Consider the following 23,319-nt stretch of genomic DNA (forward strand, 5'->3'; position numbering starts at 1 on the left):
CCGCCTTGTCATCGAAAGGAACACTCATGCATGCCACCATCCTGTGCCTGTGCGCCGCCCTTGTCGCGATCATGGCCCCCTTCCCTGCCAACGCCCAGGCTTCCGGGGCACAGCGTGTCATCCTGGCAGCCGACAAGACCAATGCGATCGCCCACTGGCACGATATCGGTGCGGCCACCGTCACCGCGAAGGCCGCGGGGGCGACGACCGAGGCGGAAAAATATGCCGCGTTCCCGGCCGACATGGCGACGCTGCACCTGGCCATGTACGACGCGGTCATGGCCATCGACCGCCGCTACCGCCCGTTCCTGTATGCCCCGCAGCGGCCCGACGCGGGAGCCTCCGTCGACGCGGCCGCGGGCAGTGCCGCCTACGAGGTGCTGCTGGCGCTCTTTCCCGGCCGTGCCGGCCAGTACCGCCAGGCCCACGAACGCTTCATCGCGGCGCTTCCCGACGATGCCGCCAGGGCGCGCGGCATTGCGCTCGGCAAGGCGTCCGCGGCGGCGCACCTGGAGCGGCGCGCGGCCGACGGCCGGGCGACTTCGCTGCCCGGCTACGAGGCGCGGGAAGCGCCGGGCCGGTTCCGCGGCAAGGACCCCATCAACCGCCACTGGCCGGCGATCCGCCCCTTCACGCTGACGACCATCGCCCAGTTCCGGCCGCCGCCACCACCCGCGCTCGACAGCGCCGAGTATGCGGCCGACTTCAACGAGGTCAAGGAGCTCGGCGGAATGCACAGTACGCGGCGCACGGCGGAGCAACTGGAAACGGCGCGCTTCCATTCCGAACCGCCGCCCGCCTATTTCATCCGCAACTTCGGACGCTTCGCCCGCACCACGGCGGATGCCGCCGATGCGTCCCGGCTGATGGCGGCGATCTACGCGAACTATGCCGATGCCATCGGCGCGTGCCTGGAAGCGAAGTACCACTACGACACATGGCGGCCGCAGAGCGCCATTCCACTGGCGGGAACGGACGGCAACCCGGCCACCGCCGCCGACCCCGCGTGGACGCCAGTGCTGCCCACGCCGAACCATCCCGAATATCCCGCGGCGCATTCCTGTTCCGCCGCCACCCTGGGCGAGTTGCTGCGGCAGTACTACGGCACCGAACAGGTCACCTTCACCTGGGACAGCAAGGTCACCAACGCAACACGCACGTACACGGACACCGATGCGCTGGCCGACGAAAGCAGGATGGCGCGCATCTACGGCGGCATGCACTTCCGCTACGCGACCGCCGCCGGGGCCGAAGTGGGCAGGAAGGTCGCGGCATGGACGATGGGCCACGCCTTCATGCCGCAGCCGAAATGACGTGGGCGCGCATGGCGCCCGCAAGCGACCATGGGAGCCCGGTGGGCCGGCTACCGGCGGCCGGAACCGCCTGCCCGCAGCCGTTCGCACTCCTCGTCCGTGAACAGCCGCGAGCGCGTGAGAAACCGCCGCCCCGTGCCGTTATCGAGCGAGAACATGCCGCCGTTGCCCTCCACCACGTCGATGATCAATTGCGTGTGCTCCCAGTAGGCGAACTGCTCGGCGCCCATGTAGAACGGCGCGCCATCGAGCTCGCCCAGGCGGACGTCCGTGTCGCTGACGTTGAATTCGCCGTCCGGGTAGCACATGGGCGCGCTGCCGTCGCAGCAGCCGCCGGACTGGAAGAACATCACCGAGCCGTGGCGCCGCCGCAGCTCGCCGATGAAGGCCAGCGCGGCGGGGGTCGCGGTCACGCGTGGGACGGGTTCCGTCATCGCGTCGCCGTGCGCCATCAGAAGAAACCCAGCGCCTTCGGGCTGTAGCTGACCAGCAGGTTCTTCGTCTGCTGGTAGTGGTCGAGCATCATCTTGTGGTTTTCGCGGCCGATGCCCGACTGCTTGTAGCCGCCGAACGCGGCGTGCGCCGGATACAGGTGGTAGCAGTTGGTCCACACGCGGCCGGCCTGGATCGCGCGGCCGACGCGGAAGGCGCGGCTGCCGTCGCGCGTCCACAGGCCGGCGCCCAGGCCATACAGCGTGTCGTTGGCGATGCGCAGCGCATCGGCTTCATCCTTGAACGTGGTCACGGAAACGACCGGGCCGAAGATCTCTTCCTGGAAGATGCGCATTTTGTTGTCGCCCTTGAACACGGTGGGCCGCACGTAGAAGCCGCCGGACAGGTCGCCTTCGTGCGTGGCGCGTTCGCCGCCGGCCAGTACCTCCGCCCCTTCCTGGCGGCCGATGTCGAGATACGAGAGGATCTTTTCCAGCTGCTCCTGCGAAGCCTGCGCGCCGATCATCGTGTTCGCGTCGAGCGGGTTGCCGGCCTTGATCTGCGCCACCCGGGCCAGTGCCTTCTCGATGAATTTCTCGTAGATCGATTCCTGCACGAGCACGCGCGAAGGACAGGTGCACACCTCGCCCTGGTTCAGCGCGAACATGGCGAAGCCTTCCAGGCACTTGTCGAAGAAATCGTCGTCCGCATCCATCACGTCCGCAAAGAAGATGTTCGGCGACTTGCCGCCCAGTTCCAGCGTTACCGGGATCAGGTTCTGCGCCGCGTATTGCATGATCAGGCGCCCGGTGGCCGTTTCGCCGGTGAACGCGATCTTGGCAATGCGCTTGGACGAGGCCAGCGGCTTGCCTGCTTCGAGCCCGTAGCCGTTGACGATGTTGAGCACACCGGCCGGCAGCAGGTCGCCGATCAGTTCGGCCAGCACCATGATCGACGCGGGTGTCTGCTCGGCCGGTTTGATGACCACGCAGTTGCCGGCCGCCAGCGCGGGGGCCAGCTTCCACACGGCCATCAGGATCGGGAAATTCCACGGGATGATCTGGCCCACCACGCCGAGCGGCTCGTGGAAGTGGTAGGCGTAGGTTTCATGGTCGATCGTGGAGATCGCGCCTTCCTGCGTGCGGATGCAACTGGCGAAATAGCGGAAATGATCGATGGCGAGCGGCAGGTCGGCCGCCTTCGTTTCGCGGATCGGCTTGCCGTTGTCGATGGTCTCGGCGGTGGCCAGCATCTCCAGGTTCTGCTCCATGCGGTCGGCGATGCGGTTCAGGATGTTCGCGCGCTCGGCCGGCGATGTCTTGCCCCAGGCTTCACGGGCGGCATGGGCGGCATCCAGCGCCAGCTCGATGTCTTCCGCCGTGGAGCGGGCCACCTCGCAGAATGGCTGGCCCGTGATCGGGGTGACGTTGGCGAAGTATTCGCCTTTCACCGGCGCCGTGAAGCGGCCGCCGATGTAGTTGTCGTAGCGTTCGCGGAACGGGTTGGCAACGCCCAGTTTGCTGATATCGGCAAGATTCATGTCGTCCTCGTTTCTCTGTTGGAGTAAGGGAACGCTTGCGCGTGATGCAGGGTCTGCAAGCGCCATGCCATCCTGTTTCCGGTCTGGCGCCGGCGAGATGTCATTCAATGATTATTTCACAAAAGCGCCACGAAGCGGCATCGCATGGACTGACAGTGCAGCTACCCCAGCAGCACGTGGGCACCGGTGCGCGCCGCGATGCCGATGCAGCCGCCGAGGACCGCGGGCGTGCTCACCCTGGCCACGCGCTTGCCGGCAGAGATGAGGATGGCGACGCCGGGAATGTCCATCGTGTGGATCAGCCAGCCCGCGCTCTGGTTGATCAGCAGCGCGTTGGCGGTGCCGTCGCGGTGCATGTCGTCCAGCAGGCCGAACACCGCCGTGCCGCCGGCAAGCGCTTTCGTGAGCGTGAGCAGCACGAGGCTGGGGTCGATGGCGGCCGCCTGCAGCAGCGGCGCGAGCAGGCCGGTGAGCCAGGCGAACAGCCCGAGGCCGCGCAGAATGGTGATCGCCACCAGCGACAGCACGAGCATGGGGATCACGCCGACGGCGATCCGGAACGCTTCCGCCCCGGCGCGGTTGATCACGTCGAGCACGCCCTTGCCGTTGTCGGCCACCGGATGCTGCAGGGTTTCGTCCATCGGCTTCTCCAGCGCGGACAGGCCGCGGCCGAAGCCGTAATATGTTGCCGCGGCGGCGAGCAGCCCGCCGGCCAGCGACACCACGAGCGCGAAGCCGAGCCGCAAGTCCAGCGCGGCCATGGGGAACATCACGTTGGCCTGGCCCATGGCGAACACCATGGCAAGCGTTGCGGCCAGGTGCCGGTCGGACGCGCCGCGCTGTTCCATCATCGCCAGCGTGGCGATCGGCGCGGCGAAGCTCACGAAGCTGATCTGCAGCGCGGCAAACACGCTCAGGCCCGTGAGGCCCACGGGTTTCAGCACGGGCGCCAGCCGGGCCACCACCCGGTCCATCACGCCCCACGCCTCCAGCAGCCGCATCAGGCACAGCATGACGACCATGATGGGCAGCAGGATGAACAGCGACAGTTCGACGGCCGAACGGCCCGCCTTCAGGACGATGTCGATCAGTTCCATGGAGCGATCAGCGCTGCATGGGCGTGGGCCTGCGGGCGAGGCTCATGGGCGCGGCGCCGCTGCGGTCAGGCTTTCGCGAGTTCGGCGTCGATCGCGGCCACCAGGCGCGGATCGTCCGCCGTGACGTCCGGCGCGAAACGGCCGACGACGTCGCCGTTGCGGGCGATGAGGAATTTCTCGAAATTCCACAGCACGTCTTCCTTGCGGGCCGGATGCACCCCGTATTGCGTGAGCTTCTCGCGGAACGGGCCGTCGCCGGTGGCTGCCGGCTGCGCCGCGACCAGCGCGGCATACAGCGGGTGCTGCGTGTCGCCGAGCACGGAGATCTTGGAATACAGGGGGAACTTGACATCGTAGTTCAGGGAGCAGAACGAACTGATCTCCTCGTCGCTGCCCGGTTCCTGGCCCTTGAAGTCGTTGGCGGGGAAGCCCAGCACTTCGAGGCCATGGGCCCGCTTGTCCTGGTACAGCGCCTCGAGGCCGGCATATTGCGGCGTGAGGCCGCATTTCGAGGCGACGTTGACGACGAGGAGCACCTTGCCGCGGTGCGCGGCCAGCGTGTCATCGGTGCCGTCAATGCGTTTCAGGGCGATGTCTTGCAATGCGGTCATGGTGGTCCTTTCGTCAATGGAAAGGTCATTGTACCGGCGCGCGCCGGCGCGTGCTTTCGGCGCGTGCTTTCGGCGCGTCCGCCCGGCGCCCTGCTTACTACAGGAACGGCCAGGAGAGGATGCGCTTCGCATGCAGCGCGCAGCGCAGCGCGAGGTACCCGACCGCGCCGGCGAATGCCGCCAGGCTGCGCAGATCGCCCATGAACGCCAGCCAGAAGCCGCCCACGGTGGCTGCGGCCACCGCCACCATCAGCCACGTCTCGATGCTGAGGAAAAAGGGGAGCGCGGCGCGGCAAGCGCGCAGGACGAGGGCAATGGCTTCCCTGAAAGAGGTGGCTTCGCTGTTCATGGTGCGGGATCGATGGCGGCTGGACGGAACCGGCCATCTTACGCCAAATCAACTTAGCTGGCCACTCTTGCATGGCGCGAACCGGGGTCTGACCCCGATTCCAGGCATGATCCGAACCGGGGTCAGACCCCAATTCCAGGAAATATTGCAGTAGATCGGGGTCTGACCCCGATTCCAGGAAATATTGCAGTAGATCGGGGTCTGACCCCGGTTCCAGGAAATATTGCTGTAGATCGGGGTCTGACCCCGGTCTGAATTACCGCCCCATCGCCTCAGGTTCGGGAATGGCGGCTGCTTCGTGCGGGTGCGACAGCAGGATGGTCTGGTTGGGGAAAGCCAGGTCGATGCCTGCCGCTTCGAGCCGTTCGTAGATGGTGAGCAGCAGCGTTTCGCGGACGACGACCTGCACGTCGAACTCGCGCACGTCGATATAGGCGAAGACGTCGATGTTGAAGGACCGCTCGCCGATGCTGCCCAGCCGGGCGCGGGCGCCTTCGGCGATATGCTCTTCTTCGGCCAGCACCTGCTGCACGATGCCGATGGCTTCCTTGAGCTTGGCCGATGGCGTTGCGTGATCGACGGCGATCACGGGATTGAACAGGAAGCGGTCGCGCTCCGCGAAGTTCTCGATCTGCCGTGCCGACAGGTCGCCGTTCGGAATGGTGACCACCGTGCGTTCGCCGGTGCGGATGCGGGTCGAACGGATGCCCACGTCCTCCACCGTGCCGACCACGTCGCCAACCTTGATGAAGTCGCCCACCTGCAGCGGGCGGTCGGCGATCACGGTCACGCTGCCGACGAGGTTTTCCACCGTCTTCTGCGCGCCCAGCGCCAGCGCGATACCGCCGATGCCCAGCGCCGCGATACCGGTGGTGACGTCGATGCCGAACGTGTCGAGGATGCCGATGCCGGAGAACAGCAGCAGCAGCACCTTGACGGTACGCCGCAGCAGCGTGATGACGGACACGATCTGCCGCCGCCCCTGGCGGCGCATGCGGGTGATCACGAGTTCGGCGATCGCATCGACGAGGCGCAGCCCGAACCACACGACCGCGATGACGGTCACGATGCCCGTGTAGCGCAGCAGGGCCTGGCGCGCCACGATGGCCACGGGCAGCTGGTCCGCCCAGTTGTAGAACACGGCCACGGCGACGACGAGGCTGAACGGCGGCAGCGCCGCCTCGATGAAGCGGTAGGCGCCATTGGCCGCGGGGTCGGTCACCATGCGGCGCACCGCGGCGATCATGAGCACGGACAGTATCCACAGGCCGCCGAAGACGAGGATGGCCAGGCCGACCAGGATCGCCCAGTCCTTCAGCGGCGCGCCGCCAACGACGAGTTCATCCTGCGCCGGTTCCTGCGCCGCGGCAGCGATCTGGCTCGCGGCGGCGATGAGCGCCTGCGTTTCCTTCGAGATGCGCCAGACCTGCCGGTCGCCATCCTTGGCCAGCGATGCGAGCACCGGCACCGGCTTGCCCTTGATGGTCACGTCGCCGATGTGCTCCTGGTCGAGCGGCAGGTCGTCGTCGAGCCGGCCGCCCGGCTCGTTCGACAGGGCCGCGAACGGGTCCAGCGTGCCGCCCTCGTCGAGCAGCGCGTGGAAGCCGCGTGCCTGGTTGACGGCCTTCATGCGCTGCCGCGCGCTGTTCGCGGCGGGCTGGTCGAAATACATGGCGGCACGGTCGTAGTCGGGTTCGGCCAGCGCTTCGAGCAGGCCGGACACCATCGCGCGCGGCGTTTCCCGGCCCAGCGGGTCGGGCTGGACGGCCGGCGCGGCCGGCGCGGCGGTTTTTGGAGCGGCAAAAAGAGCAAAGCTGGCGGGGCTCGCCAGTGCGAGCACGATGGATAGCAGGAAAGCGGGGAAAAAGCGCATGCGTAAAACACCTCCTTGGGTCAAGCCGATGGCGCAGGGTCGCGGGCGCGGTGGCGCTGGCCGGCGTGTTGGTCACTGCGGGAATGATGGCGCGGAACCGCTGCGGAAGAATGCCTGTCGGCGAATTACTTGTCTGGATTGCAAAGTTTAACATCTTGCCAGGCCAATGTCCGCACGCTTGCCCGCGCATGCAGCCCCGCAATCTTGCTCAACACTCAACAACTTGAGCAGGGCCCGCCCTGCCCGGGTGCTAAGCTCGTGCAGCATGTTAATGGAATCGCCACCGGCAAGCCCCACCAGGAAGCCCCATGATCCGCAGAGAATTCATCGCCAGCGCGCTGGCAGCCATCGCCGCTGCTTCCGCCTCCGCCGTCGCCGCGGCAGCACCGGGTGCACGGCGCCCCAACATCATCTTCATCCTGGCCGACGACATGGGCTATGGCGACACGGCCGTCTACGGCCAGCGCAGGATCGCCACGCCGAACATCGACCGGCTGGCGAGGGGCGGCATGCGCTTTACCCAGGCCTACGCCGGTGCGCCGGTGTGCGGGCCATCGCGCTGCGCGCTGATGACGGGCATGCACACGGGCCACGCGCGCATCCGCGACAACACGGCCATCGCCGGCGGCAAGCTGGGCACGAAGGGCAAGGGCAAGCAGCTGTGGCGGCGCCCGAACCTGCTGCCGGACGACAGGACCGTGGCGCAGTACCTGCGCGATGCCGGCTATCGCACTGGCCTGATGGGCAAGTGGCACCTCGATGGCTTCGATGCCGAGGCCACGCCGATCCAGTTCGGCTTCGAGGAATTCAAGGGCTGGCTGACGCCGCTGGAAACCACGCAGGGCTACTGGCCGGCGCAGCGCGTGCACAACGGCGCCCTGGTCGACATTCCCGAAAACGCCAACGGCAAGCGTGGCCGCTACGACACCGCCATGATCACCGGCGATGCGATCGACTTCATCGAACGGCACAAGGCGCAGCCGTTCTTCCTGTACGCGGCCTACAACAGCCCGCACTCGCCGTTCACGGCGCCCGACTTCGGACCCTACGCCGATCGCGCGGACTGGTCGGACGACGAAAAGACCTACGCGGCGATGATCCACTACCTCGATCTCGGCATCGGCCAGCTGCTCGACAAGGTGGCCGGCGCGGGGCTGGACAACGACACGGTGATCTTCTTCGCCTCGGACAACGGGCCGCGCTCGGAACCGACGATGCAGCAGACGCGCATGGCCGACTTCTTCGATTCGAACGGCGGCCTCACGGGCTACAAGCGCGACATGTACGAAGGCGGCATCCGCACGCCGTGGATCGTGCGCTGGCCGGGCAAGGTCGCGGCGGGCGCCGTCAGCGATGCGCCGATCTATTTCCCGGACTTCCTGCCGACCGCGCTCGACCTGGCGGGCGCGCCGGTGGCGAAGTCCGACGGCGTGAGCCTGCGGCCATTCCTGGCCGATGCGCAGCATGCGGGTACCGACCGCTTCCTGTACTGGGAGTTCTACGATCCCGAATTCCGCCAGGTGGCGCGCTGGGGCAAGTGGAAGGCGCTGCGCCTGAAGCGCGGCGGGCCGCTCGAACTGTACGACCTGGCGCGCGATCCGAAGGAGAGCAGGAATATCGCCGCCGACCACCCGGACATCGTGGCGAAGATGGCCGAAGGCATGGCGCGCGAGCACGTGGCTTCCGTCGAATACCCGGACCCGCCGAAGACTTAGGGCGGCGGACGCACGCAGCGGAAGCCGATGTTCGACGCCGCGCTGTCGGGCGTGTTCATCGTACGGGCGGCGGGCCGGTAGCGGTTGCAGTACGACGCATGGCACAGGAAGGAACCGCCCTTCATCACGCGCGCCGTGCCGTGCGTGGGCCCTTGCGGATCGCGCACCGGCCGGGCCGTGAAGGCCGTGCCCCAGTAGTCGGCGCACCACTCCCAGGTGTTGCCGGTGACGGAAAACAGGCCGTGGCCGTTCGGCGGAAAGGCGTCCACGGGGCAGGTGGCCGCATAGCCGTCGTCCGCCGTGTTCACGTGGGGGAACTCGCCCTGCCACACATTGCACAGGTGGCGGCCATCCGGCGCCAGCTCGTCGCCCCACGGGTAGAGTTTCTGTTCGAGGCCGCCGCGCGCGGCGTATTCCCATTGCGCCTCGGTCGGCAGCGCGGCGCCGCTCCATGCGCAGTAGGCCATCGCGTCGTTCCAGGACACGTGCACGACCGGATGCGTCATGCGGCCATCGATCGTGGAACCCGGGCCTTCCGGCGCGTGCCACGCAGCGCCGCGCACGAGGCACCACCAGGGTGCCGCGGCCAGCGTGTCCTCGACCACTTCGTCGTAGCGCTCGTCCGGCACCTGCGCGTGAAAGACGAACGAAGTGCCATAGCGCTCCGACTCGGTCACGTGGCCGGTCGCCGCCACGAAGGCGGCGAAATCGGCATTGGTCACCGGATGGATATCGATCGCGAATGGCGACAGCGCGACCTCGCGTACGGGCCCTTCGCCGTCGCCCTGGTTGGCGAGCGCGTAATCGGTTCCCATCAGGAAGGTGGCCGCGGGCAGCCACGCCATGGCGCGCGCCTGCCCTGCCCGCCCCGCCGCCGGCATCGGCGGCGCGGGCGGCGCATTCGTGCCCGGGCGCGAGGCGGCGCAACAGGGTTTGACGGCGGCCGGGCCGGAAGGCTGCGACGGTGCTGGTTCCTGGAATGGCGCGTGATGATCGTTCATGTGTGGGCTCGTACAGGGCAGGCCCGAGTATAAATGCTGCGGGCCCGCACGGCCGTCCCGGTCTGGCGGCTACGCGTTGCGGCGGCGCCGCGCAACGGCCCCGAGCAATGCCAGCCCGCCCAGCAGCATTGCGTACGTGCCGGGTTCCGGCACCGGCGTTATGCCCGTGCCAGGTTCCGGCACCGGCGTCACGCCATCCCAGATCGCCGAGTAGCCCTCGGTCTGCACGAAGGCCTGGAAGATGCCGCTCGCGTCTTTCGTGCTCGCGTTGGTGAAACTCACGGACAGTTCGCCGCTCCAGCTGTCGCTGACGCCCGTCGTCGAATTATCGTCCAGCACCTCGAAGTAGGCGTCGAGATAGCGCTCCTCCACGTCGAACTGGTCCACGCCATCGACATTGCCGAACAGGTTCAGCAGCACTTGCGAACTGGCGAATTCGCCCATGTCCGCCGCCAGGTTGTAGCCCATCGTGGTCGTGGCGTGCATGTCTGCGAGCACGCTGAACGTGACCTGCGTATTGGCCGACAGCGTGAACGCGTTCTGCGGCACGGCGCCGGTGGCCAGGCTGCGGTATGTGCCCCAGCCATCGAGCCCGCTGTGCGCCACGCCCTGTGCCGACATCGCCGTGAAGCCCGCCAGGCTGTCTGCCGTCGCCACGGTGGCGAGCGACGACGACCACGCCGTTTGCGTGGCCCCCGTCAGCAGGCCATCCTGCCGCAGCGCATAGTTATAGAAGATCTGGCTGTCGAACACATCGCCGGAGCCCTGCGTTTCGCTGGCCACGAACGAGGCGCCGTTGAAGCCGAACGACAGCGAAGGCGCGATGCCGTCACCGGTGTCCAGGTCCGTCAGCGTGACGACGAGGTTGCCGAAGGTGGCGCTGCTGCTGGCGGTGGCCAGCGCGGGAGCGGCCGCCGCCGCGAGGCAGGCCGCGGCCAGGGTGTGCATCAGTGCTTTGGTCAATGTCCGCATCCGTATTTTCGTCAGCGTGCGCATCATCGGTTCTCCAGTTGGAAGGATTTACAGGGTACGGTTGCGGCGGCGGGCCATGGCGCCGACCAGGCCCAGGCCGCCCAGCAGCATGCCCCAGGTCGACGGTTCCGGCACGGCCGAAATCACCGAATCGCCGCTGATCTCGGCGTATGCCCAGAATTCGCCTTCGGTGGAACTGCCGCCCAGGTTGCTGAAACTGGCCGACAGCACGCCGCTCCAGCTGTCGCTTGCGCCGCCAGGCGCGTCGCCGTCCATGTACGACACGTCGACGCCCCGTTCCTGCATGTCCTCGAGCAGCGTCGTGCCATCGACTGCCATGCCGCTTGCATACAGCCCCATCCTGGCCGAGGCGCTTTCGCTTTCCGATGCGCCGGCGACGTGGCCGATGGTCGTGCGTGCGCTCATCGACGCGTCGACGGAAAACACGACCCGCGTGTTGGCGGTGAGGACATAGTCCAGGTGACCGAACGGGTTGGCCGGCACGCTGGCATAGGCCCAGATGTGCGAGCGTCCCGCCGACGTACTGAGCGCACTGCCCGACAGATCCAGGGCGGTGAAGCCGACGCCCGTGGCGGAGGCCGTGACGCTGCCCGACACGCTGGCCAGGTCGACCTGCACGCCGCCGCTCACGTCGGTATCCTGCCATGCGCCGCGGGTGAAGAAGGAGCGGTACTGCGTGCCCGGGTCCTGGCTGCCGTTCGGCCCGAAGTTGGCTTCGCCACGCACCAGCGCGCCGGCGAAGTACCGGGTCGGTTCGGGGTAGAAGGTGATGCCGGCGGCAATGCCGTCGTTCACATCGAGATCGATCACCGTGACGGTCACATTCCCGAACGTGGCGGTGCTGTGGGCGTCGGCAAGCGCGGGAGCCGCGGCGGCGGCGAGACAGGCGGCCGCCAGGGCGTGGATCGCGACAGGTTTCATTGCTCCTCCTATGGATTGGCAAGTCACCGAGTATGCACAGCAGTACCACGTGCGTCTACGCCGTTCCGGCGCGAATATTTTTGCCGGAAGGTCAAAAAAAGCCCTGTTTCCGGCGGCGATTCGATGCCGGTTTTCCCTATGAAAAACCAGCGGCGAAAAACAGCTCAAACCGGTGCTAGCGCTAACAACAAAATATTTTTTAACGTTGTTTTTTTCGTACTATGAAATCAATTTATTTAATTTCATGTCGAAATCCGCCAAACCAGGGCTATATTTTCTCGCTGATTTCATGAAAACAACCAACACCCTTCTGGGAGCGCTAACAATGGGAACGAAGCAAGCGTTGCGGTACCGCCGTCTCACACTGCTGCTGATGGCGGCGCTGCCGCTGCTGGCCGCTAACGGCCCGGCCCATGCAGCCGATGTGCGCCGGAGTTACATCGTGCAGTTGCCCGACCCGCCCGTCGCCGACTACCGCGGCGGCATCGCGGGGATGCGGGCCACGGCAAGCGCCCCCGGACGGCGCCTGGACCTTGGCAGCGCATCGGCACGGCAGTATCGCGGCTACCTGGCCGCCAGGCAGGCGCAGGCCAGGGCGGCACTGCCCTCCGGTGCCGTGATGCACGAATACCAGGTGGTGTTCAACGGCTTCGCCGCCCGCCTGACCGACGCCGAAGTGCGCGCGCTCAAGGCCAGCGGCAAGGCCGTGCGCATCACGCCCGACCAGCGGCAGTATCCGATCACGAACTACACGCCCTCCTTCCTGGGCCTCGACCAGCCAGGCGGGTTGTGGGAACAGTTGGGCGGACGGGAGCGCGCCGGCGAGGACATCGTCGTCGGCGTGCTCGATACCGGCATCTGGCCGGAAAACCTGTCGTACGCGGACCGCGTCGACGGCGATGGCAAGCCGACCTTCGATGGCGGCGGCACACTGGCCTACGAGGGGCCGCCGGCCCGCTGGACGGGCGAGTGCCAGGCGGGGGAAGGCTTCGCGGCCACGCACTGCAACAACAAGCTGATCGGCGCGCGCTACTTCAACGCGGGCTTTTACGCCAGCGGCAGCGAGATGCACTGGACAGAGTTCCAGTCGCCGCGCGATTCACTGGCCGGCCCGGCCGGCATGGGCGGCCACGGCACCCATACCTCGTCGACGGCGGCCGGCAACGGCGGCGTGCCGGCCGTGGCAGCGCATGGCGACCTGCTGGGTGCCCGCAGCGGCATCGCGCCACGCGCCCGACTGGCCATGTACAAGGTGTGCTGGAGCTTCGCGCCGCCCACCGGCGGCGTGGGCAATACCTGCTACGACAGCGACAGCATCGCCGCGATCGAGGCGGCCGTGGCCGATGGGGTGGATGTGCTGAATTACTCGATCAGCGGCGGCGGCAGCCCGCTGGACCCGGTAGAACAGGCATTCCGCCACGCCGCAGCGGCCGGTGTGTTCGTGGCCGCATCGGCCGGCAATGACGGACCGGTCAACGCCGTCGCCCACATCAGCCCGTGGGTGGCGACCGTGGCCGCGGCTGCGCACGACCGCACCCACGCTGCCACGATCACACTCGGCGACGGGCAGGCGTTCACCGGCGCCGCCACCAATGCCATGCCACTGCCGGCGGCGGCGCTCGTGCGTGCCGAGGATGCCGTGGCGGCCGGCGCCGATCCCTTCCTGGCGTCGCAATGCTTCAGCCGCGAGGACGCGGGCGCGGTGCAGCTCGACCCCGCGAAGGTGGCCGGCAAGATCGTCGTCTGCCAGCGCGGCAACAATGCGCGAACCGCCAAGGCCGATGCCGTGAAGTCAGCCGGCGGCATCGGCATGATCCTGCTCGACGACGGGAATGGCCTGGCGATCGACACCTACAGCGTGCCGACCGTGCACGTGAGCCAGGCCGATGGCGCGGCGATCGCCGCCTATGCCGCCAGTGGCGGCGCCACCGCCGCCATCTCTGCCAGCGAGATGGTGCCGGTCGCCGGCCCCACGCTGGCCGAATTCTCGTCGCGCGGCCCCAACATGTTCGATGCGGGCGTGATGAAGCCTGACATGGCGGCACCCGGCGTCGACACCCTCGCCGGCACCTCGCCCAGCCTGGACGCGGCGGGTCGCGACGCCGTGATCGCCGGCGGTCCCGCCTACAGCCATTCGGCCTTCATGTCGGGCACGTCGATGGCCGCGCCGCACGTGGCCGGCCTCGCGGCGCTGCTCAGGCAACGCCACCCCGGCTGGTCACCCGCCGCCGTCAAGTCCGCGCTGATGACGGCCGCCCGGACCGTGCTGCCCACCGCGCTGGAGGGCGACCAGGATGGCACGCTGCCGTGGGGCCAGGGTGCCGGCCTCGTGGTGCCGGCCGGCGCCGCCGACCCGGGCATGGTCTATGACATCGCACCGGCCGATTTCCAGAAGTACCTGTGCGGCATCAGCGGCGATGCGGCCTATTGCGGCCTGGGCACGCTGAAAGGCCACGCGCTGAACCTGCCCTCGATTTCGCTGCCGGGCGTCGTGGGCACGCAGCGCGTCAGCCGCACCGTGAAGAACGTGGGCGAGCAGGCCGCGATCTACCGGGCCAGCGCCGCGCTGGACGGCTTCGACGTGACCGTGTCGCCCGCCACCCTGCAACTGGCGCCGGGGGAAAGCGCAAGCTACGCCGTGGAACTGACACGCACCGATGCGCCGCACGGGACATGGAAGATGGGCGAACTGGTCTGGGACGATGGGACCCACAAGGTGCGCAGCCCGCTGCAGGGCCGCTTCAACAATGGCGTGGAGGCACCGGCGCGGCTTGCCGCCACCACGCCGGCCGGCGCGCGCAAGATGGCGGTGCAGACCGGCTTCGATGGCACGCTGAGCGCCGTGCGGGGCGGCATGCGCGAGTACAAGCGCCTGGCGCAGACGGTGGCGCAGGCGGCCCCCGGGACGCTCGAAACGCTGGAGGATGTCGTCAGCGCCTGCGCGGCGCGCGGCACCGGTGTCAGGACGGTCGCGCTGGGCATCCCCAACAAGACGGTGATGGCGCGTTTCGAGATTGCCAACCGGGACACGGCGGGGGGCGAGGACGACGACCTGGACCTGGTGGTGATGGACCAGTCGAACCGGGTGGTGGGCATGAGCGCCCATGCCGACTCGAACGAGAGCGTGACGCTGACATTGCCGGGCATGGGCGTGGCCAGGGTGTGCGTGCTGGGCTACCGGCTCAAGAACGGCGTCAGCACGAATTTCACGCTGTCGTACGCCACCGCGATCCCGAACGATACGGCCGGCAACGTGAAGCTGGCGCTGCCGGCAACGGTGCAACAAGGCGGGACGTCCATGGTGAGCATTGGCTGGAGCGGGCTGGCCACGGGCAAGCGCTACCTGGGCGCCGTGCAGTTGCTGAACGGGGAAAGCGGCAGCGGCTCGGTGACCGAGCTCGATATCGACTTGCGCGACGTGGTGCCCGCATCGCCATCGGCCCCGCGCAAGCGCCTTGTCAGCGCGAAGTGACGATCGGCCTGGGAGGAAGGCGCGGCCGCATGCCGCGACGGACGCCGGCGCATGGTAATGTGCCGGCATCGTCATCATCGCGTTTCGACCATGCCCACGCCCTTGCCCACGCCCTTGCCCTTGCCCATTCTCCGCCTTTCCTTGTGGACCTGTCTCTTCCTGCCCATGCTGGCGACCCTGGCGCCGGCCAGCGCCCAGCAACAGCCCGTGCCGGCGCCGGACCTGCCTCTGTGGGAAGTCGGCGTCTTCGGCGGCGCCGCTTCCACGCCCGCCTACCCCGGTTCGGACGACCGCACGGCGCGCGGGCTCGTACTGCCGCTGGTCATCTACCGCGGCAAGATCATCCGCGCCGACCGGTCCGGCGTGAGCGCGCGCCTGATCAACAGCGAACGGGTGGAGCTCGATCTCGGCTTTGCCCTGTCGCTGCCGGCCCGCTCGGATGACGTGGCCGCCCGCGAAGGCATGCCGGACCTGAACTCGCTGCTGGAATTCGGGCCGCGCGTGAAGGTGCTGCTGGCCGAACCGGGCCCCAACAGCCGCGTGAGGCTCGAATTGCCGCTGCGCGTGCCGCTGGAATTGCGCAACGGCTTCGAGCGCCAGGGGCTGGTGTTCGAACCGCGCGTGGTGTTCGAGACCGGCGACGGCACCGGCAAGTGGCAGGCCGATGCCACCGTGGGCGCGGTGTTCGGCAACGCGCGCCTGCATGCGTATTTCTATGACGTGGCGCCGCGCTACGTGACGGCGGACCGGCCGGCATACCGGTCGTCGGGCGGCCTGATGATGACGCGGCTGGGCCTGAGCCTGTCGCGCCGGCTGACGCCGGACTGGCGGGTGTTCGGCTTCACCCGCTACGACAACCACAGCCATGCGGCCAACCGGGACAGTCCGCTGTTCCGCAAGACCAGCGGCGTGTCGGTGGGCGCGGGCTTTACGTGGACGATCCACAGGTCCGCGGCACGGGCCTGGGAGTGAAGCGCGGGTTCAGGATGGGGTACCGCCCGCGTTGACCGCCAGTTGCGCGGCGAACGCGCGCTTGTAGGCCGGCCGCGCCTCGCCGCGGGCCACGTAGGCGGCGAGGTTCGGAAACTCGTCGAGGATGCCGGACGATCTCAGCCTGAGCAGCACCGACACCATCATCAGGTCGCCTGCGGAAAATGGCCCGTCGAGCCATTCCGCGTCCCCCAGCCGGGTGGAGAGCTGGACCAGGCGGTCGCGGACCCGGTCCTCGACCAGCGGCAGGCGTTCGGCATACCACGGCTTTTCCCGCTCCAGCAGCATGAACGCAGACAGTTCGACGATCGGCAACTCCACCGTATTGAGCGCGGCGAACATCCAGGCGATCGCGCGTGCCCGGGCATTGGCATGGTGCGGCAGCAGGCCGGCGTGGCGCTCGGCGATGTGGAGCACGATCGCGCCCGTTTCGAACAGCGCGAGATTGCCTTCCTCATAGGTGGGGATCTGGCCGAATGGATGCAGCGCCAGGTGCGCGGGCTGCTTCATCGTCTGGAAGGTCACCAGGCGAACCTTGTAGGGCTGCCCGGTTTCCTCCAGCGCCCAGCGCACGCGCGTATCGCGGGCGAGCCCCTGGCCGCCGTCCGGCGAACGTTCGAAGGCGGTGATGGTGATCGTCATCGTGCTTCTCCTCGTTGGCAAAAGTGCATGGGCAGTCCCCGCCCCGGTGGATGTCCCGCCAGGGCCTGCTGGCAGGAAAGCCTTTCACTTTCGTATCGATTTGAGGCGAGTATAAACGAGCAGGCGGAAGGCCCTCCCGTCGCGGTGTATGGTGCGCGCGACGCTCTCCGGCACCCCGGACCATCTTTGCCAGGGACGCCACTACCGGAGATACGGGAGTGGTTCGATCAGCTCGAACCCGGTGCCGAGGGGCTGAAAAGACTCAAGGGAAAAGGCCACGTCCGGCAGACTACCCTTGACGACGCCTTATGCGCCCGGTACCCGGCCCGTCGGGCTCTCCGGAGCGACACCGGCCTGATGCCGGCGCGGAAATCGCCGCCCGTTCAGGAACACGCCCATGAAGGTGTTGCGCACCAGGTAGTGATACGAGGCCAGCAGCACCACCGCCGTGATCGCGAGGATCATCGCCAGCTTTGCCGGCCAGGGCAGCGGCCACGTCAGCATCCACGCCTGCAGCAGCATGACCACGGGCAGGTGCAAGAGGTACATCCAGTACGACGCATCGGCCAGGTAGCGCCAGCGTGCGCTCGGCGCCGCGAAATGGCGCAACGCCATGCCGATGACGCAGAACGTGGCGCACCACTGGGCGAACAGATAACTTGCGAGATACAGTGCCTGCTCCGTGCCGCCAAGCGGAAGCACCGTGAGTCTGGGTGCGGTGCCGGCGATGTACAGGGCGCCCGTGGAGCCCAACAGTGCGCCCGCGAAGTACAGCGGCCAGTCCCGCGCCAGCACGTCCAGCGTATCCTGCCGCCGGTGCAGGAACCAGCCTACCAGGAAGGCACTGCCGTATGACAGCATGCTGGGCAGATTGGGCACCAGCCCGGCGATCGGCGACGGAATCCCCTGCCATTGCACCCACCACGGGGCGCCATGCAGCGACAGGGCCACGGGAATACCCAGGATGAACGGCGCCAGGCGGGTCCTGATCGATGCGTCGAGCAGGCGGCCGACGGCGGCGCGCAGCGTTCCGGCGGCGTCGAACCGGACGACGACGCTGCGCAGCAGCAAGACGAGGAAACAGATCACCAGCAGCATGTACAGGAACCACAGGTGCCCCCATGGCACGGGCGGCCCGACGATGGGCATGGGATAGTGCGCCGCCCCCGTGGGCTTGATCCCCAACTGGCGCACGCCCCAGACCATGGCGACCACGATCAATGGCATCGTCACGAGGTAGAACGCGACCAGGGGCAACGCGATCCGGCGCAAACGGTTTTTTACCAGGCCGCGCGTGCCGAGGCGCGCATGCAGCAGGCGCGCGAAGAAGCCGGCAACCAGGAAGAACAGCGACATCCTGAACAGGTGGATGACGAAGTAGAGGATTCCCAGCCCGGTGCTCGTGGACGCGTCGGCCAGTGGCCAACTGGCTTCCCTGAAGCCCGGGAGGAACGACATGACTGCATGGAGCAGGATGCCGGCCAGCAGCGCGCCGGCACGTACCGCATCGAGATGGTGGAACCGCTGTTCGTCCGCCTGGATGTTCATGGGCTCTTTCGATGGAGGTGTCGCCATACGGCGATCCTGTGAGGGATCGACATGCATGCTTGCCGGTCGTGCGAGCTTATGGCCACGACTTGCCGCCTGTCCAGTTAAAAATCGTGATGACCGCCGGTCGGCCAGGCGGGCGACCGGCCCTGCCTAGCGGTCGGCCCGGGCCATTCGCCTGGCGAAATCGCCGAGATACGCTTCGCGCCAGCGGCTGACCGTTTTCGCCCCCTGGTGCATGCCTTCGGCCACGCGGGGATCCGGGTCGTCGGTCCACCAGTTCGCGTATTTCGGCGATGGCTTGCTGCCCGGGGCGGGCAGCACGGCCGTGAAGGCGCCGGTCAGCGGCGCCACGCCCGGCTTGTCGCTGCGGATCTCGTAGGTGAAGGTCCTGGCTTCCTTCGGCGAGAACAGGAAGCGCCAGGTGCCGTCCGCGTGCCGGTGGCCGGGAAAGGACTGGTTGTCGACGACCAGCCGGGCCATGGCGACGGGCAGCGCATCGCTGGCCAGCCCGAACTCGACGATGGCGAACGCCTCGACCTTGTCGGCGGCCGTGGCGGGACGGTCGAACGTGACGCGCTGGCGTTCCCAGGCGCGCACGTAGCGTCCGCCCCAGGAATCGCGCGTCGGGTCCAGGGGCGTATCACCCAGCATGTACGTCACCGACGGCGTGTCGCCCATCTTGATCTTGCCATGCAGGTGGCCGGCGAAGTAATCGCCCATCGCGCCATGGCCTTTCAGGTGGCGCGCGACGAATGCCTCGTTGCCCAGGTCCCCCCGCCTGGTTGCCGCCGACGAACCAGCCCCGGTAGGTGGAATTGGATTCGATGATCCACAGGTCCGGGTGCTCGCGCACGATGTAGTCGTAGGCGGCCGGCCCCCATTTCTTGTTCGGCCCGCCGATCCAGTGCACGCGCAGCCTGCCCTTGATGTCCGGCGCATCGTGCAGTGCCTGGGCCACGTCGCCGATGTTGCCCCAGGCGAGCACCCAGAGCGGCCGGGGGTCGTCGCGCCGCGCCGCGGCCACGATCGCCTTCGATCCTTCGGTGGGCACGCCCCAGCCGCGCAGGCCCGTCGAGCCGGTCTCGCCCTGCTTCGTGATCGCCCGCAGCGCCTCCGGCGCCGGATAGCGTGCCGAGTGGCGCTTGAGCCGCGGGTAATCCTTCTCGTATTCGGCAATCACGGCGAGGATATTGCGGGCACGCCCGGCATCCGATTCGAACGGCGACGAAATGAGCGCCTCGATATCGAAGGTATCCGCATAGGCCAGCAGGTGCACCATCGACTGGTCGTCGTCCGGGTCGGTGCCGCCGATGTCGGTGGAGACGACGATGCGGTGCCGTGCCTCCTGCGCGGCGGCGGGCTGCACCCACGACAATAAGGCTGCCGCGGCGCACGCCGGCAAGGCCAGCTTTTTCAAGCGCCTGAATCGGGACGCCATGTGCCTTCCTTTCGTTACAGTTCTTCCTCGACGATCGCCCCCGGGGCCTGCTTCGGCGGCGCCTTCGGCATGTCGCCGACGCGCTGGATGCGCAGCGCCATGTACGGCTTGCCGGGCAGCCTGATGACGCGGTTCTTCACGTCCGCCACGCGATAGCGCGGCGGTTCGCCGATCTCGAACGTTTCCGGGACCGGCGTGACCGTCATGTTCCACGTGTCGATGATGTCGGCCTTGAACTTCATGCCCTTGCGCAATTCCTTCACCGGCAGCACGAACGGAAAGTTGGTGGGCTTGTCGTCGCCGAAGTAATACAAATAGTATTCACCCGCCTGGCCGGCGGCGTTCATCACGAACAGCTGGTCGATCGGCGCGAGCCCGCCCTTCGGCCCCGCCTCGACGATCTTGCGCAGGAAGCCGATGCGATCCGGGCTGGTGCCCGCCAGGTGGCCGCCGCCGCTGATCCAGCCGTTTTCCAGTACCTCGCCATGCGTGGCGTAGGCGCCGCCGACCAGCGCGACCCAGAAGCGGCGCGTGAGCTCCTCGCCGGAAAGCTGGCCCCAGCGGCTGGGCGAATTGCCTTCGTAGTTGATCTCGTCGTGCACGATCGGCTTGCGGTACATGTCGCGCAGCATCGGCGATACGCCGAACACCTTCACGGCGTTGTAGTACTGCAGGCTCACGTGGGTAACCCACGGCTTGTTGTAGTCGTAGATGCGGTCGGCATTGTGGATCGAGCGCAGGTGGCCATAGGGATCGTATCGCTGCACGATCTGGAAGTAGCGGTCGAAGTCCTCGTCGGTCAGGTGGCGGATGTAGCTGTTCTCGTTGGCCAGGCTCCACCAGATGTTCTGGAACGCGGCGAAGCGCGCCACCATGTAGCGCACGAAGCGCTGGTTGACCGCATCGCTGGTGGTGTCGAAGCCCCACTGCCCCTTGTCGTAGGGCCGGAACAGGATCAGGTCGACCTGGATGCCCAGGTCGGACAGCCGCTTCACGTCGCGCTCCAGGCTGTGGAAGTACGCTGGATTGAAGCGCGAGAAATCGAAGTCGTCGCGCGACGTGCCGACGAACGGGAACTGCGTGAGCTTGTCCGGCCCGTCGATGTAGCGCGGCTTCCAGGGCGGCACGGCCAGCATGCGTGCCTTGTTGAACGGCGCCTTTTTCAACGTGGCCAGCGTTTCGCGCTTCTTTGCCTCCGGCTGGAACGCCCATTCGTAGATCGTGGTGCCGAACGGCCGGAACGGCGTGCCGTCGGCATGGGCGAAGTGATGGACATTGGCCACGCGCACCGGCCCCCTGTTCGCGCCTTCGACGGCGGTGAACGATCCGGTCTTGCCGTCGAGGTCAGGGTGGTTGCTGTGCGTGGTCCAGGTCCACTCGCCGGCGCTGGGCGGCATGAAGCGCACGCGGTAGGTGCCGTTGCCGTCGTAGAAGCCCTCGGGCTGGTAACGCTCGCCATCGCGCGTGAACGTGGCCGTCAGTTCCAGGTCGATGAAGGGATTGCCGGCATCCTTGCCCTTCAGGACAACTTCGTACATGCCCCAGCGTTCCACGCGTTCCCGGGCGCTGGCCGGGCCGCAGGCGATCAGGAGCAGGGCAAACACGGGAGCGAGCAGGGAGACAAACTGGCGGGCGAAGCGCCGGGTGAGCGGTGTTGTCATGGATCGTCGGTCGAAGGTGGATCGGGGACGCGCGGCTTGCCGGCCGTACACACTGCGATAGTACAGGCAAGGCGCGGCGACATGGGCGCGTGGCTGCGATCGATCAGGCAACTGATCGGTTGGGAGAATCGTGCCAGCATGCGGATGTGCGTCCGCCTGCAAGGGATCCGTGTACGAGGTAACATTGTTTTCCCCACAACGATGTTCTCCCCCCATGACTACCCAAAGCTACCCAGATACCCGCCTGCTCATCGCCAACGAATGGGTCGACGCCACCGGCGGCAAGACCATCCCCGTGATCAATCCCGCCACCGGGCAGCCGATTGGCACCGTGGCCCACGCTACCGTGGCGGACCTCGACCGCGCATTGGCGGCCGCCCAGCAGGGCTTCGAGACGTGGCGCGCCATTCCGGCGGCCGAGCGCGCCGCCACCATGCGCCGCGCCGCGACGCTGCTGCGCGAGCGCGCCGGCGACATCGCCCGCCTGCTGACCCAGGAACAGGGCAAGCCGCTGGCCGAAGCCAAGGGCGAAGCGCTGGCCGGCGCCGAAATCATCGACTGGTTCGCCGCCGAAGGCATGCGTGTGTATGGACGGATCGTCCCCTCGCGCAACCCGGCAGCGCAGCAACTGGTGCTGAAGGAGCCGGTCGGCCCCGTGGCCGCCTTCACGCCGTGGAACTTCCCGATCAACCAGATCGTGCGCAAGCTGTCGGCCGCCCTGGCGACCGGCTGCTCGTTCCTCTGCAAGGCGCCGGAAGAAACCCCGGCATCGCCGGCCGCGCTGCTGCAGTGCTTCGTCGATGCCGGCGTGCCGCCCGGCGTGGTGGGCCTGGTGTTCGGCGACCCGGCCGAGATTTCCAGCTACCTGATCCCGCATCCGATCATCCGCAAGGTGACCTTCACCGGTTCCACGCCGGTCGGCAAGCAGCTGGCCGCCCTGGCCGGCAAGCACATGAAACGCGCGACGATGGAACTGGGCGGCCATGCCCCCGTCATCATTGCCGAGGATGCCGACGTGGCGCTGGCGGTCAAGGCCGCGGGCGCGGCGAAGTTCCGCAATGCCGGCCAGGTGTGCATTTCGCCCACCCGCTTCCTCGTGCATAACGCGGTCAAGGCGGAATTCACGCGCGCCCTGGTCGCGCATGCCGAGGGCCTGAAGCTGGGCGACGGGCTGCAGGAAGGCACCACGCTCGGCCCGCTGGCCAACGCGCGCCGCATCAGCGCCATGTCGCAGGTGGTCGAGGATGCGAGGGCCAAGGGTGCGGTCGTCGCCACCGGCGGCCTGCGCGTCGGCGACACGGGCAACTTCTTCGCGCCGACGATCCTGGCCGACGTGCCGCTGGACGCGAGCATCTTCAATGACGAGCCATTCGGCCCGGTCGCCGGCATCCGGGGCTTCGACAGCCTGGAAGACGCGATCACCGAAGCCAACCGCCTGCCGTATGGCCTGGCCGGCTACGCGTTCACCCGATCCATCAAGAATGCGCAGCTGCTGATGAACCGGATGGAAGTGGGCATGCTGTGGATCAACCAGCCGGCCACGCCGAGCGCCGAACTGCCGTTCGGCGGCATCAAGGACTCGGGCTACGGGTCCGAAGGCGGTCCGGAAGCGCTGGAGTCGTACCTGAACACCAAGGCGGTGTCGATGGTCGGCGTCTGAGGGGGCAGGTTTTGCCAGGCTGGCCGTCGGAACCGCGTCGCGCCGTTCCAGCGCTGCGAT

The 23,319-nt window shown here is 67.6% G+C and carries 19 protein-coding genes; 5 read left to right on the plus strand and 14 right to left on the minus strand.

The genetic code is table 11. From position 1 onward, the window contains the following. The first annotated feature begins 26 nt into the window (after window positions 1-26). The gene (locus ACY65G_RS01295; protein ID WP_464995574.1) at window positions 27-1,313 is read left to right on the plus strand and encodes a vanadium-dependent haloperoxidase; all 1,287 of its coding nucleotides are present in this window, start codon (window positions 27-29) and stop codon (window positions 1,311-1,313) included. A gap of 50 nt (window positions 1,314-1,363) precedes the next feature. On the opposite strand, the gene ACY65G_RS01300 is transcribed toward ACY65G_RS01295, so the two are convergent. The 6 genes from ACY65G_RS01300 to ACY65G_RS01325 all read right to left on the minus strand — a co-directional run bounded on the left by ACY65G_RS01300 (window position 1,364) and on the right by ACY65G_RS01325 (window position 7,215). After that, on the minus strand, window positions 1,364-1,747 hold the full coding sequence (locus ACY65G_RS01300) for a DUF779 domain-containing protein (RefSeq protein WP_464995575.1): 384 nt from the start codon (window positions 1,745-1,747) through the stop codon (window positions 1,364-1,366). 17 nt (window positions 1,748-1,764) lie between these two features. Beyond that, a complete protein-coding gene (adh, locus tag ACY65G_RS01305) occupies window positions 1,765-3,285 on the minus strand; it encodes an aldehyde dehydrogenase (RefSeq protein WP_464995576.1) in 1,521 nt (506 codons plus the stop codon). A 161-nt stretch (window positions 3,286-3,446) separates the two neighbouring features. Then, window positions 3,447-4,382, minus strand: a complete 936-nt coding sequence (locus ACY65G_RS01310) for a nucleoside recognition domain-containing protein (RefSeq protein ID WP_464995577.1) — start codon at window positions 4,380-4,382, stop codon at window positions 3,447-3,449. A 65-nt stretch (window positions 4,383-4,447) separates the two neighbouring features. Further along, the gene (locus ACY65G_RS01315; RefSeq protein WP_464995578.1) at window positions 4,448-4,993 is read right to left on the minus strand and encodes a glutathione peroxidase; all 546 of its coding nucleotides are present in this window, start codon (window positions 4,991-4,993) and stop codon (window positions 4,448-4,450) included. A gap of 97 nt (window positions 4,994-5,090) precedes the next feature. Then, on the minus strand, window positions 5,091-5,342 hold the full coding sequence (locus tag ACY65G_RS01320; protein WP_464995579.1) for a hypothetical protein: 252 nt from the start codon (window positions 5,340-5,342) through the stop codon (window positions 5,091-5,093). 256 nt (window positions 5,343-5,598) lie between these two features. Further along, complete coding sequence (locus ACY65G_RS01325; RefSeq protein ID WP_464995580.1) at window positions 5,599-7,215, minus strand: mechanosensitive ion channel family protein; 1,617 nt, start codon at window positions 7,213-7,215, stop codon at window positions 5,599-5,601. A 308-nt stretch (window positions 7,216-7,523) separates the two neighbouring features. Between ACY65G_RS01325 and ACY65G_RS01330 the strand changes: the two genes are divergently transcribed. Continuing rightward, window positions 7,524-8,930 carry an arylsulfatase gene (locus tag ACY65G_RS01330; RefSeq protein WP_464995581.1) on the plus strand — a complete coding sequence of 469 codons (1,407 nt, stop codon included), beginning with the start codon at window positions 7,524-7,526 and terminating at the stop codon, window positions 8,928-8,930. Here the strand turns inward: ACY65G_RS01330 and ACY65G_RS01335 are convergent. From ACY65G_RS01335 to ACY65G_RS01345, 3 genes are all read right to left on the minus strand, one after another. Then, window positions 8,927-9,931, minus strand: a complete 1,005-nt coding sequence (locus ACY65G_RS01335) for a formylglycine-generating enzyme family protein (protein ID WP_464995582.1) — start codon at window positions 9,929-9,931, stop codon at window positions 8,927-8,929. The genes ACY65G_RS01330 and ACY65G_RS01335 overlap by 4 nt on opposite strands. Before the next feature lie 69 nt (window positions 9,932-10,000). After that, on the minus strand, window positions 10,001-10,894 hold the full coding sequence (locus ACY65G_RS01340; protein ID WP_464995583.1) for a PEP-CTERM sorting domain-containing protein: 894 nt from the start codon (window positions 10,892-10,894) through the stop codon (window positions 10,001-10,003). Window positions 10,895-10,951: 57 nt separating this feature from the next. Then, on the minus strand, window positions 10,952-11,845 hold the full coding sequence (locus ACY65G_RS01345) for a PEPxxWA-CTERM sorting domain-containing protein (protein ID WP_464995584.1): 894 nt from the start codon (window positions 11,843-11,845) through the stop codon (window positions 10,952-10,954). 325 nt (window positions 11,846-12,170) lie between these two features. Here ACY65G_RS01345 and ACY65G_RS01350 point away from each other — a divergent pair, with 325 nt between their 5' ends. Both ACY65G_RS01350 and ACY65G_RS01355 read left to right on the plus strand, forming a co-directional pair. Continuing rightward, window positions 12,171-15,317, plus strand: coding sequence for a S8 family peptidase (locus tag ACY65G_RS01350; protein WP_464995585.1), 3,147 nt, complete (start codon window positions 12,171-12,173; stop codon window positions 15,315-15,317). A 165-nt stretch (window positions 15,318-15,482) separates the two neighbouring features. Then, window positions 15,483-16,289, plus strand: a complete 807-nt coding sequence (locus ACY65G_RS01355) for a MipA/OmpV family protein (protein WP_464995586.1) — start codon at window positions 15,483-15,485, stop codon at window positions 16,287-16,289. A gap of 9 nt (window positions 16,290-16,298) precedes the next feature. Here ACY65G_RS01355 and ACY65G_RS01360 read toward each other — a convergent pair whose 3' ends face one another. From ACY65G_RS01360 to ACY65G_RS01380, 5 genes are all read right to left on the minus strand, one after another. Continuing rightward, window positions 16,299-16,949, minus strand: coding sequence for a glutathione S-transferase family protein (locus ACY65G_RS01360; protein WP_464995587.1), 651 nt, complete (start codon window positions 16,947-16,949; stop codon window positions 16,299-16,301). 306 nt (window positions 16,950-17,255) lie between these two features. Further along, window positions 17,256-18,497: an acyltransferase family protein gene (locus tag ACY65G_RS01365; protein ID WP_464995588.1), complete on the minus strand. Its 1,242-nt coding sequence runs from the start codon at window positions 18,495-18,497 to the stop codon at window positions 17,256-17,258. Window positions 18,498-18,650: 153 nt separating this feature from the next. After that, window positions 18,651-19,220, minus strand: a complete 570-nt coding sequence (locus ACY65G_RS01370; RefSeq protein WP_464995589.1) for a hypothetical protein — start codon at window positions 19,218-19,220, stop codon at window positions 18,651-18,653. Beyond that, window positions 19,141-19,938 carry a DUF1593 domain-containing protein gene (locus ACY65G_RS01375; protein WP_464995590.1) on the minus strand — a complete coding sequence of 266 codons (798 nt, stop codon included), beginning with the start codon at window positions 19,936-19,938 and terminating at the stop codon, window positions 19,141-19,143. Before ACY65G_RS01375 ends, ACY65G_RS01370 begins: the two co-directional genes overlap by 80 nt. A 14-nt stretch (window positions 19,939-19,952) precedes the next feature. Continuing rightward, window positions 19,953-21,599, minus strand: a complete 1,647-nt coding sequence (locus ACY65G_RS01380; RefSeq protein WP_464995591.1) for a DUF5060 domain-containing protein — start codon at window positions 21,597-21,599, stop codon at window positions 19,953-19,955. 214 nt (window positions 21,600-21,813) lie between these two features. On the opposite strand from ACY65G_RS01380, the gene ACY65G_RS01385 reads away from it, so the two are divergent. Further along, window positions 21,814-23,259 (plus strand): NAD-dependent succinate-semialdehyde dehydrogenase, encoded by a 1,446-nt coding sequence (locus ACY65G_RS01385; RefSeq protein ID WP_464995592.1) that lies wholly within the window; start codon window positions 21,814-21,816, stop codon window positions 23,257-23,259. Window positions 23,260-23,319 lie beyond the last annotated feature (60 nt).

The sequence above is a fragment of the Pseudoduganella sp. jia 12 genome (assembly GCF_055502675.1).